Raw genomic sequence first — 12,102 nt, 5'->3', positions numbered from 1 at the left:
CACGGTTCGTGTGGCATGGGCCCCGTGGACAAGGACCGCGCCACGCGACGACGCGAAGGAGGACAACCTGTCATGACCTATAGGACATTCGAAAGCGACAACGCGATGCGCCGCACGCGCCGCGCCGGCCCGCCGGGCGGCGCGGGGCTGGCCATCGGGCTGGGGCTGGTGCTGCTCGGCGGTCTCGCCGCGCAACAATACGCCAACCGCCAGCAGGAACGCCGCCCCGCCGACAGCGCGCCTGGGCGTACCGCGCGCCAAAGCCGCTTTGGCGACTATGCCGTCACGGGCCGCTCGGTGACGATCAACCGGCCCCGTCAGGAGATCTACGAGTTCTGGCGCGATTTCGGCAATCTCGCGCGCTTCATGGAGAGCGTCGAAAGCGTGCACGGGGTGGACGACGTCTCGGTCTGGACGATCGCGGCGCCGATGGGCCGTTCGGTCGAGGTCAGGACTCGCATCGTGCAGGACCGCCCCGGCGAGGAAATCGCATGGCGCGCGACCGATGACAGCCAGATCGATACCGAGGGCAAGGTGATGTTCCGCGACGCCCCCGGCGATCGCGGCACCGTGGTCGAGGCGGTGGTCGCCTATCGCCCGCCGATGGGAGAGCTGGGCCGCATCGTCGCCAAGCTGTTCCAGGCCGAGCCTGCCATACAGGCCCGCCGCGACCTCAAGCGGCTCAAGATGCTGCTGGAGACCGGCGAGATCGCCACCAACCGCAACCGCAACGACGCCTGAGGAGCACGCCATGCGCGCACTGACCTATCACGGCAAGCACGACGTCCGCGTCGACACCGTTCCCGATCCCGAGATCGTCAATCCCCGCGACGCGATCATCGAAGTGACCTCGACCGCGATCTGCGGCTCGGATCTGCATCTCTACGACGGGGTGATCCCCGGCGTGATGTCCGGCGACATCCTCGGCCACGAATTCATGGGCCGGGTGGTGGATGTCGGCCCCGGCTCGACCTTGAAGAAGGGCCAGCGCGTCGTCGTGCCCTTCACCATCTCCTGCGGCCAGTGCTTTCACTGCAAGGTCCAGCAGTTCTCGGCCTGCGACAACTCCAACCCCGCCGAGAAGCAGGACCTGACCGAGCCGCTCTATGGCCACCCGCTATCGGGCCTGTTCGGCTACAGCCACCTCACCGGCGGCTATCCGGGCGGTCAGGCGGAGTATGTCCGCGTGCCCTATTCCGATGTCGGTCCGATCGTCATTCCCGACGGGATGGAAGATGACGAGGTGCTGTTTCTTTCGGACATCCTGCCCACCGGCTGGATGGCGGCCGAAAACGCCGACATCACCGCGGGCGACACGGTGGCGGTCTGGGGCTGCGGGCCGGTCGGGCTCTTTGCGGTGCAGAGCGCCAAGGTGATGGGCGCGCACAAGGTGATCGCGATCGACCACTACCCCAACCGGCTGGACCTCGCGCGGAAGATGGGCGCCGAGGTGATCGACTATTCCCAGACAAACGTGCTCGAGGCACTGATGGAGATGACCGGCGGCATCGGTCCCGACGCGGTGATCGACGCCGTCGGCATGGAGAGCCATGGCTTTTCGCCCGACAACGTGTTCGACACGATCAAGCAAAAGGTCGGCGTGGGCGCCGACGCGCCGCATGCCCTCCGGATGGCGATCATGGCTTGCCGCAAGGGCGGTCGCGTTTCGATGCCCGGCGTCTATGGCGGCTTTGCCGACAAGTTTCCACTTGGCGCGCTGATGGAAAAGGGACTGCAGCTTCGGACCGGCCAGACCCATGTGCAGCGCTATACCAATGACCTGCTGCGCCGGATTCAGGAGGGTGAGCTCGACACCACCTTCATGATCTCGCACCGCCTGCCGCTCGAGGAGGCGCCGCGCGGCTACGACAACTTCGCCAACAACCAGAACGACTGGACCAAGGTGGTGCTGAAGCCCGGCACGGCGACGGTATGAGCCGGTCGGGACACTTCGCGGTCGTCACCGGTGCCTCGACCGGCATCGGTTTCGAGCTGGCCCGGCTGGCGGTCGAGGATGGGCATGACGTTCTCATCGTGGCCGACGAGGCTGCGATCGAGGCGGCGGGGGCGAAGCTTTCGGCCGCCTCCACCCCGGTCGAGGCGCTGCGCGCCGATCTTGCCACCGAGCACGGAGTGGCCGAGCTGTTCGAGCGGATCGGGCCGCGGCGAGTCGATTACTTCATGGCCAATGCCGGTGTCGGTCTAGGCCACGCCTTCCTCGATCAGGAATGGGACGAGATCGAGCGCGTGATCGACCTCAACGTCAAGGGCACCACCGCGACCTTGCAGCGGGTACTGCGCGACATGGTGGCGCGCGGCCAAGGGCGGGTGCTCGTCACCGGCTCCATCGCCGGGATGATCCCGGGCAGCTATCAGGCGGTCTACAACGCGTCCAAGGCCTATCTCGACAACCTGTCGCTGGCGCTTGGATCGGAGCTCGATGACACGGGCGTCACCGTCACCTGCCTGCGCCCCGGCCCGGTCGATACGCCGTTTTTCGAGCGCGCCCACATGGAGGACACGCCGGTCGGGCAGGACGACGGCAAGGCCGATCCGGCCAAGGTCGCCCGCGACGGCTACGACGCCATGATGAAAGGAGAGTCCGGCATCACTTCGGGCTTCATGAACAAGGTGCAGGCGGCGCTGACCGGCGTGCTGCCCGAGCCCGTGCTGGCGCAGATGCATCGCCGCATGGCCAAGCCCGAAGGAGAGGAATGATGGCAGGCAAGGGATTGGCAGTCGTCACCGGCGGCTCCTCGGGCATCGGCTACCAGCTCGCCCGGATTGCGGTGGAGGAGGGCTATTCCCTCGTCCTCTGCGCCCATGGAGATAACCTCGACAAGGCCGCCGAGCAGCTGCGCCGCTTGGGCGGCGAGGTCGATGCGGTGCGCGCGGACCTCTCGACGCGCCACGGGGTCGAGGCGCTTTGGTCGCACCTGCAGGGGCGCGAGATCGAGCTGTTCTTCGCCAATGCCGGTCTGGCGCTCGGTGATCCCTTCATCGAGCAAAAGTGGGAGGATGTCGCCGACCGGATCGACCTCAATGTCAAGCAGACCACCTCAATGATCCACAAGGTCGGACGGGTGATGCGGGCGCAGGGACGCGGGCGCATCCTCGTCACCGGTTCGATCGCGGGGCAGGTGCCGGGGCCTTACAACGCCGTCTACAACGCCACCAAAGCCTATGTGAACGGTCTCGCCTGGGCGCTATCGGACGAGTTCAAGGAAACCGGGGTGACGATCACCTGCCTGATGCCGGGGCCGACCGACACGCCGATCTACGACAAGGGGCTTGAGGACACGGCGCTGCACGACATGCCCAAGATCGACCCGGACAAGGTCGCGCGCGAAGGTTGGGACGCGATGATGGCGGGCAAGGTCGATATAGTGCCGGACCCGGCGAGCCGGCTGGTCAGCCTGTTCTCGGGCGTGACGCCCAAGGCGATCGGCAACCGCCTGAACGAGATGATGGCAAAGCGCCGGGACTGAAATCCCGTCGCGCGAAGGCAACTTCGCGCGACGAACACGGTATTTCCCGATCCGCCAAGCGCGACAGGCGACCCATGGCGGCGTGCGTCAGACGGCGTGCGAATAGTCCAGCTGCATCATGGCGACCTGCCGCGCGGCGGCGATGACGGCGCCCGGATCGTCGCGCAGCCGCTCGCAGGGCCTGTGGCCGCCGAGCGCCTCGCTGGGGGCGTGCAGCCATGCCAGCATGTCTTCGGCATCGCAGGCCGGTCGCAGCGCCATGATGATGTCGCGCATCGCGGCGACGGGAAGCCCGGTCTGGTCGAACTGCCACGCGGGATAGGTGGTCGTGCCCTTTCGGACGACCCCGATGATCCGTCGCTCCGTGGCCCAGCTTCGCGCGATGGTCGCACCGAGCGGCACCCATCGGCGCAACGCTCCGGCGACGCCCGCCGCGTCCAGCATCACGCTCTCATCCGCACTCGAAAAATCACTCACGGCACATCCTCCCTGCGATTCTCACTACAGGCGAGTTGACCTAGGGGCAATGAATCGTGCGGATACGGACGGTGCCGCACCGATCGTGCCACCCTGACGAAGGAACGGCCTTGCGAATCCCGCGAGCCGCGCCCGGATCGTCAGGCCGGAAGCACCACGTCCGCGCCTTCGACCTCGCGCAGCTTCAGCCCGGTGTCGAACAGATCGCTCAGCACCCTGTCGCGCATCACCTCCCGGCGCGGGCCGGAGGCCACCAAGCGCCCTTGCTTTAACGCTACGACGCGGTCGGCATACCGCGCCGCCATGCCGAGATCGTGCAGCACCACCACGACGCTGCGTGGCGCCACCGCGTCGTGCGACATGGCGACGAGCGCCTCCATGACCTCTCGCGCATAGCGCGGATCGAGCGCGCTCAGCGGCTCGTCGAGCAGCACCAGCGGCGTGGCCTGCGCGTGGGCCATGGCGATCTGGCTGCGCTGGCGCTGGCCACCCGAAAGCGAAGACACGGGTCGTTCGGCCAGTTCGTTCAGGCCGAACAGCGAAAGCGCCCCGGCCACCGCCGCCCGGTCGGCCGGTCCGGGGCGGCCCCGGTGATGCGGCCAGCGGCCAAAGCCGACCAGATCGCGCACCGTGAGCCGCGACGCCTGCGCCTGATCCTGACCGAGAAACGCCAGCCGCAGCGCCCGCGCCTGCGGCCGCATCGCGTGCAGGTCGCAACCGTCGAGCCGCACCCGGCCCGCCATCGGCGAAACGAGTCCGGCCATCGCCAGCAGCAGGGTCGACTTGCCCGCGCCGTTCGGCCCGATCAAAGCGGTGATCCCGCCAGAGGGCAGCGACAACGAAAGATCGTGCAGCACCGGCGTGCCATCGCGCTCGACCCGGAGGTTCTCGATCTCGATCATCTCGCGGCCTTTCTCAGCACGAGGGCGAGGAACACCAGCCCGCCCAGGAATTCGACGATCACGGCCAAAGTGGACTCGAAGCCCAGGAGCCGTTCGAACAGGAACTGCCCCGCCACGAGGATCAGCGCGCCGAGCCCGGCAGCGGCAGGCAAAAGGGCGGCGTGGCGGGGATGGCCAAGCAGCGCGTGTGCCAGCGCGGCAGCGAGCAGCCCGAGAAAGGCGACCGGCCCGACAAGCGCGGTCGAGACCGCCACCATCACCGCGATCAGCGCCAGCACGCCGAGCAGCAGCCGGTCGAAGTCGAGGCCCAGCGTGATCGCCTTGTCACGCCCCAGTAGCGCGAGGTCGAGCCGGGAAGAGAGCCGCCAGGCGATCAACAGCGCGAGGGCGAGGAGCGGCCCCGCGAGTGCCAGTTGCGCGCGATCCACGGCGCCGATGCTGGCGAAGCTGGCCTGCTGGACCACGGCGAATTCGGATGGCTCCAGCAGCCGTTGCGCAAAGCCCGACAGCCCGCGCAGCATCACCCCGAGGATCAGCCCGCTCAGCACGAGGCGGATCAGGTCCCCCGCGCCGCGCCGCAACAAAAGCCCGAACAGCGCCACGCCCGCCCCGGCAAGGCAGGCGGTCTCGATCAGGAAGGCCGGAAGCGCCGGCAAGGTGGCGTAGCCCGTGCTGCCGAGGGCAAGCACCAGCATGGTCTGGAGAAACACGAATAGCGCGTCGAAGCCGACGATGCCGGGCGTGATCAGCCGGTTGCCCGCCACGGTCTGGAACAGCACCGTCGCCGCGCCGCTCGCGGCACCGACCACGACCAAGGCGGCCAGCTTCGTGGCGCGCAACGACAGGATGAAACCCATCGGCGCGCGCAGGTTCCACAGCAGAAAGGCGGCGCAGCCAAGGGCCAGCAGCAGCGCCAGCGGGATCAGGCGACGTTCAGCCATGCGCGACGCGACCCGCGCGCGGCGCATGCAGCAGCCACATGAAGATTCCGGCCCCCGCCACGGCGAAGATCGTCCCCGCCGGAATCTCGTAGGGAAAGCGCACCAGCCGTCCGATCACGTCGGCGGCAAGCACCGCTCCACCGCCCGAAAGGGCGATCAGCCCCAGATTGGCGCGAAGGTTGTCGCCGCGCCAGCGCGACACGATGTTGGGCACCACGAGGCCGACGAAGGGCAGCGCCCCGACGGTGACCACGACCACCGCCACGGTGACCGAAACGATCCCGAGACCGAGCGCGAGGGTCTGGCGGTAATCGAGGCCCAGCGAGCGCGCCTGCGCCTCGCCCAGCCCGAGGATCGTGATCCGGTCGGCGACGCACCAAAGCAGCAGGCCCAGCCCCGCCACGATCCACAAGAGTTCGTATCGGCCGCGCAGCACGCCCGAGAACTCGCCCGCCGTCCATGCGCCGAGATATTGCAGAAGGTCCGTCACCCAGGCCCCCCAGAGCGCCGCGGCCCCCAGGATGCCGCCATAGACCAGCCCCACCAGCGGCAGCAGCACCGGGTCGCGGCGCGGCACGTGGCGCGCCAGCGCCAGAAATCCCAGCGTGCCCGCCAGCGCGGCCATGGCGGCGGCCCCCATCTTGAGGAGGATCGACGCACCCGGCGCGACGATCGTGATGCCCAGAAGCCCGATCATCGCCGCCTCCGGCGTACCGGTGAGGCCGGGCTCGACCAGCCGGTTCTGCACGGTGAGCTGCACCACGACCCCCGCAAGCGCGAGCCCGGCCCCCGCGAGCAGCGCCGCCGCCGTACGCGGCCAGCGGCTGATCGCCAGAAGCAGCCCGGCATCGGTGCCGCCGCCCGACAGGTCGGCGACACCGATGCCGAGGCTCGCCCCGATCAGCAGGGTCAGGAACAGAACCAGCCAGATGCGCATGGGACTACCGCGAGAAGCCCGCTTCGATCTGGTCCAGCGTGCCCATCAGCGACCGGATGCCGCCGCCCGCGAGGTAGAGCGGCGCGCTGTCGAGATAGAGGATCTGGGCGTTCTGCGCGGCCTTGGTGCCCGCGACCAACGGGTTGTCGAGCGTGGCCTGCGCGGCCTCTCCCTCCTGCCCGATGGCGGCGCCGCGGTCGATGACGAGGATCCAGTCGGGGTCGACCTCGGCGATGAACTCGAAGGAGACCGCTTCGCCATGGGTGTCGGCGTCGAGCTCGGGAAAGGCCTCGGGCAGGTCCAGCGCCGCATGCAGCCAGCCAAAGCGCGACTCCGCCCCATAGGCCGAGAGCTTGCCGCCGTTGGTGAGCAGGATCAGCGCGTCGCCCTTGTCGGCCACCGCCTCCTGGACTTCGGCGATCCTGTCGTCGAGCGCCCCGGTCAGTTCGGCCGCCGCATCCGCGCGATCGAAGATCTCGCCATAGGTGGCGACGCGGGCGCGGGCCTCGTCGATGAGCGCTTCGCCCGTGATCGTCATGTCTATGGTCGGCGCCACGGCCGAAAGTGGTGTCACCACGGTTTGCGAGCGGCCCCCGGCGACGATCAGGTCGGGGGACATGACCGCCAGCGCCTCGTAATCGGGCTCGAACAACGTGCCGACCCGCGCGACGCCCTCCATCGCGCCCTGAAGATAGGCCGGCGGGGTGATGTCGGGCACGCCAGCCAGTTCGACGCCGAGGGCGTCCAGCGCGTCGATTGCGGCGAGGTCGAGCGCCACGACTGTTCCGGGGTTCGACGGCACGGTCGCGTCGCCGGTGGCAGTCGAGACGGTCAGGTCGGCAGCGAGAGCAAGGCCTGGTACCCCAAGGGCGGCAAGGCTGGTGACAAGGATCTTCATGAAGCGTCTCCGGGGTCGAGGAAGCCTTGTCAGCGACGGGCTGGACAATGACTACTGTTTCAATCAGGTTTATCCCGACAAATGAACTCGGGAATAAACGGATGCAAGACCGAATTTTCGACGAGGGGCGTTTCGAGACCCCGAATGCCAGCCGCTATCTCCAGCAGCTCTGCAAGCATTTTGCGCACAAGGTCGCTGCAGACTGGGACACGGAACGCGGTCGGGTGGCCCTGCCGATCGGGCCGGTCGAAATGATGGCCACGCCGGAGGAGCTGATCGTGACGGTGGCAGCCGAGGACGAGGAGGGGCTCGCCCGCGCCCGGCAGATCATCGACGACCACCTCGTCCGGTTCGCCCATCGAGAGCATTTCTCGGAATTGTCCTGGCGGGGCTGAGACGGTCCCTTTGGCGACGCGCACCGCCCTCGGTATACGCCGCCGCGTCCCGGCGGTGTCTCGTCACGAGGCCCTCGGTCCCCGGTTCCAAGGCGACGCGCCCGATTCAGTGATCCGGCCCTCCCCATCGCGTTGACTGGTCCCGTAAGGGGCGGTTCTCAGGGTGACCTCGATCATCGCCCTTTCATGCTGCCGCATGTCTGCGGACCGTCGCGAGCGGCGACCTGTCATTCGCGCCATGCCGAACCAATTGGCGACCATTGACCGGAACGGCGGATTCCGATGCAGCGCGGACCCTGCCGCAAGATTGCATAAAAACAGGGTTGCCAGATCGATCCCGGCCTGCCACCAATTCGGCATTGGTTTCTGAATGGGTTTGTGTCGCCAAGGCGCCAGACCTATCCGCAGAGGGAAACGTGCAAGATGGCCGAGCCGCTTCTGGACGTGAAGAACCTGCAGTTCCGCTTTCGGGGACAGGATCAGGACGTGGTGCAGGACGTCTCGTTCCGGGTCGGCCGCAACGAGACGCTGTGCATCGTCGGCGAGAGCGGCTGCGGCAAGAGCGTCACGGCGCTGGCGCTGATGGGCCTCCTGCCCAAGGACGACGTGCGCTTCGGTGGCGGCGAGGTCCGCTTCGACGGCGAAAGCTTCGCGTCGTCCGATCAGGGCCGCATCGCGCAAATGCGCGGCGACCGGATGGCGATGATCTTCCAGGAGCCGATGACCTCGCTCAACCCTGCCTTTCGGATCGGCGACCAGATCGCCGAAGCCGTGGAGCGGCACCGCCAATGCGGGCGCGCGGCGGCGCGGGCACGGGCGCTCGAGATGCTCGCGAAGGTGGGCATTCCCGCGCCGGAGCAACGGCTCGACGAATATCCGCATCAGCTTTCGGGGGGCATGCGGCAGCGGGTGATGATCGCAATGGCGCTGGCCAACGACCCCGAGCTTCTGATCGCCGACGAGCCGACCACCGCGCTCGACGTGACGGTGCAGGCGCAGATCCTCGATCTCATTGCCGAGCTTCAGGCCGAGACCGGCATGGGCACCATCATGATCACCCATGATCTCGGCGTGGTGGCAGAGATCGCGACCGATGTCGCGGTGATGTATGCGGGTCAGGTGGTCGAATACGGGCCTGCCGAAGCGATCTTTAACGACCCGCAGCATCCCTACACCATCGGGCTGATGGCCTCGGTGCCGACACTCACCGGGCCGCGCCGCCGCCTCTCGACGGTACCGGGATCGGTGCCGAGCATCGGGCAGATGCCGGAAGGCTGCCGGTTCTCTTCGCGTTGCCCCTTCGCGGCCCCGGTCTGCGGCACCCGGCCCCCGCTGCGCGACATTACCCCCGGCCACCGCGCCGCCTGCCATTTCGCACCGCTGGAACTGCACCTGGAGCGCAGCGCATGAGCGACGTCCTCCTCAAGGCCGAAGGGCTCAAGAAGCATTTCAACGTCGGCGGCGGCTTCCTGGCCGAAACCAAGGTGGTGCGCGCGGTCGACGGCGTGTCGATCGAGGTGCGGCGCGGCGAGACCTTCGCCATCGTCGGCGAAAGTGGCTGCGGCAAGTCCACGCTGGCGCGGCTCCTGATGCGGCTTCTGGAACCGACCGAGGGCGCGATCGCCTTCGAGGGGCGCGACATCGCGGGCATCCGGGGCCGCGATCTGCGCGAGTTGCGCCGCGACATGCAGTTCGTGTTCCAGGACCCGTTCTCCTCGCTCAACCCACGCATGAGCGTGGGCAAGCTGGTGGGCGAGCCGATCGAGACGCACCGCCCCGAATTGTCGCGCATGCAGCGCCGGGCCGAGGTGGCACGGCTGCTGCGCACGGTCGGCCTGCGCCCCGAGCACGCAGACCGCTACCCGCACGAGTTCTCGGGCGGGCAGCGCCAGCGCATCGGCATCGCCCGCGCGCTCGCCTCGAACCCGCGCCTCGTGATCGGCGACGAACCGGTTTCGGCGCTCGATGTCTCGGTGCAGGCGCAGGTGGTGAACCTGCTGCACGATTTGAAATCCCGGTTCGACATGACGCTGGTGATCATCGCCCACGACCTCGCGGTGATCCGGCACATGAGCGACCGCGTCGCGGTGATGTATCTCGGCCAGGTGGTCGAAAGCGGCCCCACCGACGAGATCTTCGCGCGGCCGCGTCACCCCTACACCATGGCGCTTCTTTCGGCGATCCCCGAGGCCGCGCATGGCCGCGCCAAGACGCGGCTCGCGCTGTCGGGAGAGACCCCGAGTCCGGCGAACCCGCCCTCGGGTTGCCGCTTTCACACCCGCTGCCCCTTCGCACGAGAGGACTGCGCGGCGCGCATCCCCGAACTGCGCCCGGCGGCGGACGAAACCCGCGTCGCCTGCCATTACTGGCAGGAGATCGCGGCCACGCGCCCGTCGGCGGGCCTCACCCCCGCCGACGGGCGCAGCGAAGGCGCGCAAAGACGCTTCGCCCTTTACGAGGCAGCCACGCAGGCACCCGAGAGTAAAACGGCGACCAACGCCGAAGCCTGAACATCGACCGACAGACAGAGGTAAACGCATGACTTTTCGCAAGACCACGCTGCTCGCGGCCCTGCTGAGCGCCACCGCGCTCTCGGCGCAGGCGGCCGATTTCCGTTTCGCGCTTGAAAGCGATCCGGACGTTCTCGATCCAGACCAGTCGCGCACCTTCGTGGGCCGCATCGTCTATACCGCGCTGTGCGACAAGCTGGTGGACATCACGCCCGAGCTCGAGATCGTGCCGCAACTCGCCACCGAGTGGAGCTGGAACGAGGACGGCACCCAGCTCACCATGATGCTACGCGAGGGCGTGACCTTCCATGACGGCACCCCCTTCGACGCCGAGGCCGTGGCCGCCAATATCGAGCGGTCGCAGACCATGGAGGAGAGCCGCCGCAAATCCGAGGTCGCCTCGATCTCCGGCACCGAGGTGCTGGGCTCCCACGAGATCCGCATCGATCTGAGCCAGCCCGACGCCACGCTGCTCGCGCAGTTCGCCGACCGCGCGGGCATGATGGTCTCGCCCACCGCCGCCGAAGAGGCAGGCGCCGATTTCGGTCTGAACCCGGTCTGCTCGGGCCCCTTCAAGTTCGAGGAGCGGGTGGCGCAGGACAAGATCGTGCTGTCGAAATTCGCCGAGTACTGGAACGCGGACGAGATCCACTTCGACACCGTCACCTACCTGCCGATCCCCGACAGCACCGTGCGTCTCGCCAACCTGCAATCGGGCGATGTGGACGCGATCAACCGCCTCGCCGCCACGGATGTGGCGCAGGTGCGCAACGATCCGTCCCTGCAGGTCGAGGAGGCCGTGTCGCTGGGCTATCAGGGCATCACCTTCAATATCGACAACGGCGATCGCGGCGACAACCCGTGGGGCAACGATGCGCGGCTGCGCAAGGCGCTGGAGCTGGCAATCGACCGCAATGCCATCAACCAGGTCGTGTTCGAGGGCACCGCGCCCGCCGGCAACCAGGCCTTCCCGCCGAACTCGCCCTGGTACGACACGAGCATTCCCGTGCCCGAGCGCGACGTAGAGGCGGCCCGCGCGCTTCTGGCCGAGGCGGGCTTCGCCGACGGCATCGATCTCGAGGTGCAGGCGCCCAACTCGCCGGTCAACCTGCAGCTCATGCAGGTGATCCAGTCGATGGCCGCCGAGGCGGGGATCAACATCTCGATCACCTCCAAGGAATTCGCCACCATGCTGTCCGACCAGACGGCGGGCGACTTCACCGCGAGCCAGGTCGGCTGGTCCGGCCGGGTCGATCCGGACGGCAACATCCACCAGTTCATGACCACCGATGCGGGCCTCAACGACGCCAAGTATTCCAATGAGGAGGTCGACCGCCTGCTCGACGAGGCGCGGGTGACCACCGACGAGGCGGCCCGCAAGGAAAGCTACGACGCCGCGGCCAAGATCCTCAACGAGGAGAAGCCCATCGTCTATCTCTACCACGAGACCTGGATCTGGGCGCTGGACGACGACATCGAGGGCTTCGTTCCCTATCCCGACGGCATGTTCCGCCTTTCCGGCGTGACCAAGTCCGAGTGACCTGACCGGCCGCG

At 67.9% G+C, this 12,102-nt stretch carries 13 protein-coding genes; 8 read left to right on the top strand and 5 right to left on the bottom strand.

Going from position 1 to position 12,102, the window contains the following annotated elements; genetic code table 11:
- Window positions 1–72: 72 nt before the first annotated feature.
- Genes ACJASC_RS08310 through ACJASC_RS08295 form a run of 4 tightly spaced genes read left to right on the top strand, consistent with a single transcriptional unit; the run spans window position 73 to window position 3,488 of the window.
- Window positions 73–741, top strand: coding sequence for an SRPBCC family protein (locus ACJASC_RS08310; RefSeq protein ID WP_415145119.1), 669 nt, complete (start codon window positions 73–75; stop codon window positions 739–741).
- A 10-nt stretch (window positions 742–751) separates the two neighbouring features.
- Window positions 752–1,936: a zinc-dependent alcohol dehydrogenase gene (locus ACJASC_RS08305; protein ID WP_415145117.1), complete on the top strand. Its 1,185-nt coding sequence runs from the start codon at window positions 752–754 to the stop codon at window positions 1,934–1,936.
- The gene (locus ACJASC_RS08300; RefSeq protein WP_415145115.1) at window positions 1,933–2,718 is read left to right on the top strand and encodes an SDR family NAD(P)-dependent oxidoreductase; all 786 of its coding nucleotides are present in this window, start codon (window positions 1,933–1,935) and stop codon (window positions 2,716–2,718) included. Before ACJASC_RS08305 ends, ACJASC_RS08300 begins: the two co-directional genes overlap by 4 nt.
- Window positions 2,718–3,488 (top strand): SDR family NAD(P)-dependent oxidoreductase, encoded by a 771-nt coding sequence (locus ACJASC_RS08295; protein ID WP_415145113.1) that lies wholly within the window; start codon window positions 2,718–2,720, stop codon window positions 3,486–3,488. Before ACJASC_RS08300 ends, ACJASC_RS08295 begins: the two co-directional genes overlap by 1 nt.
- An 87-nt stretch (window positions 3,489–3,575) precedes the next feature.
- On the opposite strand, the gene ACJASC_RS08290 is transcribed toward ACJASC_RS08295, so the two are convergent.
- The 5 genes from ACJASC_RS08290 to ACJASC_RS08270 form a co-directional block, all read right to left on the bottom strand.
- Window positions 3,576–3,965 (bottom strand): hypothetical protein, encoded by a 390-nt coding sequence (locus tag ACJASC_RS08290; RefSeq protein WP_415145111.1) that lies wholly within the window; start codon window positions 3,963–3,965, stop codon window positions 3,576–3,578.
- A 140-nt stretch (window positions 3,966–4,105) separates the two neighbouring features.
- Window positions 4,106–4,867, bottom strand: a complete 762-nt coding sequence (locus ACJASC_RS08285) for an ATP-binding cassette domain-containing protein (RefSeq protein WP_415145109.1) — start codon at window positions 4,865–4,867, stop codon at window positions 4,106–4,108.
- Window positions 4,864–5,808 (bottom strand): iron chelate uptake ABC transporter family permease subunit, encoded by a 945-nt coding sequence (locus ACJASC_RS08280; protein WP_415145107.1) that lies wholly within the window; start codon window positions 5,806–5,808, stop codon window positions 4,864–4,866. The genes ACJASC_RS08285 and ACJASC_RS08280 overlap by 4 nt, the downstream gene beginning before the upstream one ends.
- Window positions 5,801–6,745, bottom strand: coding sequence for an iron chelate uptake ABC transporter family permease subunit (locus tag ACJASC_RS08275; RefSeq protein ID WP_415145105.1), 945 nt, complete (start codon window positions 6,743–6,745; stop codon window positions 5,801–5,803). Before ACJASC_RS08275 ends, ACJASC_RS08280 begins: the two co-directional genes overlap by 8 nt.
- Before the next feature lie 4 nt (window positions 6,746–6,749).
- Complete coding sequence (locus ACJASC_RS08270) at window positions 6,750–7,643, bottom strand: siderophore ABC transporter substrate-binding protein (RefSeq protein ID WP_415145103.1); 894 nt, start codon at window positions 7,641–7,643, stop codon at window positions 6,750–6,752.
- 101 nt (window positions 7,644–7,744) lie between these two features.
- Here ACJASC_RS08270 and ACJASC_RS08265 point away from each other — a divergent pair, with 101 nt between their 5' ends.
- The 4 genes from ACJASC_RS08265 to ACJASC_RS08250 all read left to right on the top strand — a co-directional run bounded on the left by ACJASC_RS08265 (window position 7,745) and on the right by ACJASC_RS08250 (window position 12,088).
- Entirely contained in the window at window positions 7,745–8,038 is a 294-nt protein-coding gene (locus tag ACJASC_RS08265; protein WP_415145101.1) for a DUF2218 domain-containing protein, read from the top strand.
- A 423-nt stretch (window positions 8,039–8,461) separates the two neighbouring features.
- Window positions 8,462–9,448 (top strand): ABC transporter ATP-binding protein, encoded by a 987-nt coding sequence (locus ACJASC_RS08260; RefSeq protein ID WP_415145099.1) that lies wholly within the window; start codon window positions 8,462–8,464, stop codon window positions 9,446–9,448.
- Window positions 9,445–10,548: an ABC transporter ATP-binding protein gene (locus tag ACJASC_RS08255; protein ID WP_415145097.1), complete on the top strand. Its 1,104-nt coding sequence runs from the start codon at window positions 9,445–9,447 to the stop codon at window positions 10,546–10,548. Before ACJASC_RS08260 ends, ACJASC_RS08255 begins: the two co-directional genes overlap by 4 nt.
- A 28-nt stretch (window positions 10,549–10,576) precedes the next feature.
- On the top strand, window positions 10,577–12,088 hold the full coding sequence (locus ACJASC_RS08250; RefSeq protein WP_415145095.1) for an ABC transporter substrate-binding protein: 1,512 nt from the start codon (window positions 10,577–10,579) through the stop codon (window positions 12,086–12,088).
- The last annotated feature ends 14 nt before the right edge of the window (window positions 12,089–12,102 follow it).

The organism is Limimaricola cinnabarinus (assembly GCF_047631075.1).
GTDB classification, from domain to species: Bacteria; Pseudomonadota; Alphaproteobacteria; order Rhodobacterales; family Rhodobacteraceae; genus Limimaricola; species Limimaricola cinnabarinus.
The sequence above is the reverse complement of the archived record's forward strand: the minus strand, read 5'-3'. Positions and strand labels throughout refer to the sequence as shown.

Bases quoted from the DNA above. Each gene is read 5' to 3' on its own strand.
- ACJASC_RS08310 (WP_415145119.1), top strand. From the start codon at position 73: ATGACCTATAGGACATTCGAAAGCGACAACGCGATGCGCCGCACGCGC.
- ACJASC_RS08305 (WP_415145117.1), top strand. From the start codon at position 752: ATGCGCGCACTGACCTATCACGGCAAGCACGACGTCCGCGTCGACACC.
- ACJASC_RS08300 (WP_415145115.1), top strand. From the start codon at position 1,933: ATGAGCCGGTCGGGACACTTCGCGGTCGTCACCGGTGCCTCGACCGGC.
- ACJASC_RS08295 (WP_415145113.1), top strand. From the start codon at position 2,718: ATGGCAGGCAAGGGATTGGCAGTCGTCACCGGCGGCTCCTCGGGCATC.
- ACJASC_RS08285 (WP_415145109.1), bottom strand. From the start codon at position 4,867: ATGATCGAGATCGAGAACCTCCGGGTCGAGCGCGATGGCACGCCGGTG.
- ACJASC_RS08280 (WP_415145107.1), bottom strand. From the start codon at position 5,808: ATGGCTGAACGTCGCCTGATCCCGCTGGCGCTGCTGCTGGCCCTTGGC.
- ACJASC_RS08275 (WP_415145105.1), bottom strand. From the start codon at position 6,745: ATGCGCATCTGGCTGGTTCTGTTCCTGACCCTGCTGATCGGGGCGAGC.
- ACJASC_RS08270 (WP_415145103.1), bottom strand. From the start codon at position 7,643: ATGAAGATCCTTGTCACCAGCCTTGCCGCCCTTGGGGTACCAGGCCTT.
- ACJASC_RS08265 (WP_415145101.1), top strand. From the start codon at position 7,745: ATGCAAGACCGAATTTTCGACGAGGGGCGTTTCGAGACCCCGAATGCC.
- ACJASC_RS08260 (WP_415145099.1), top strand. From the start codon at position 8,462: ATGGCCGAGCCGCTTCTGGACGTGAAGAACCTGCAGTTCCGCTTTCGG.
- ACJASC_RS08255 (WP_415145097.1), top strand. From the start codon at position 9,445: ATGAGCGACGTCCTCCTCAAGGCCGAAGGGCTCAAGAAGCATTTCAAC.
- ACJASC_RS08250 (WP_415145095.1), top strand. From the start codon at position 10,577: ATGACTTTTCGCAAGACCACGCTGCTCGCGGCCCTGCTGAGCGCCACC.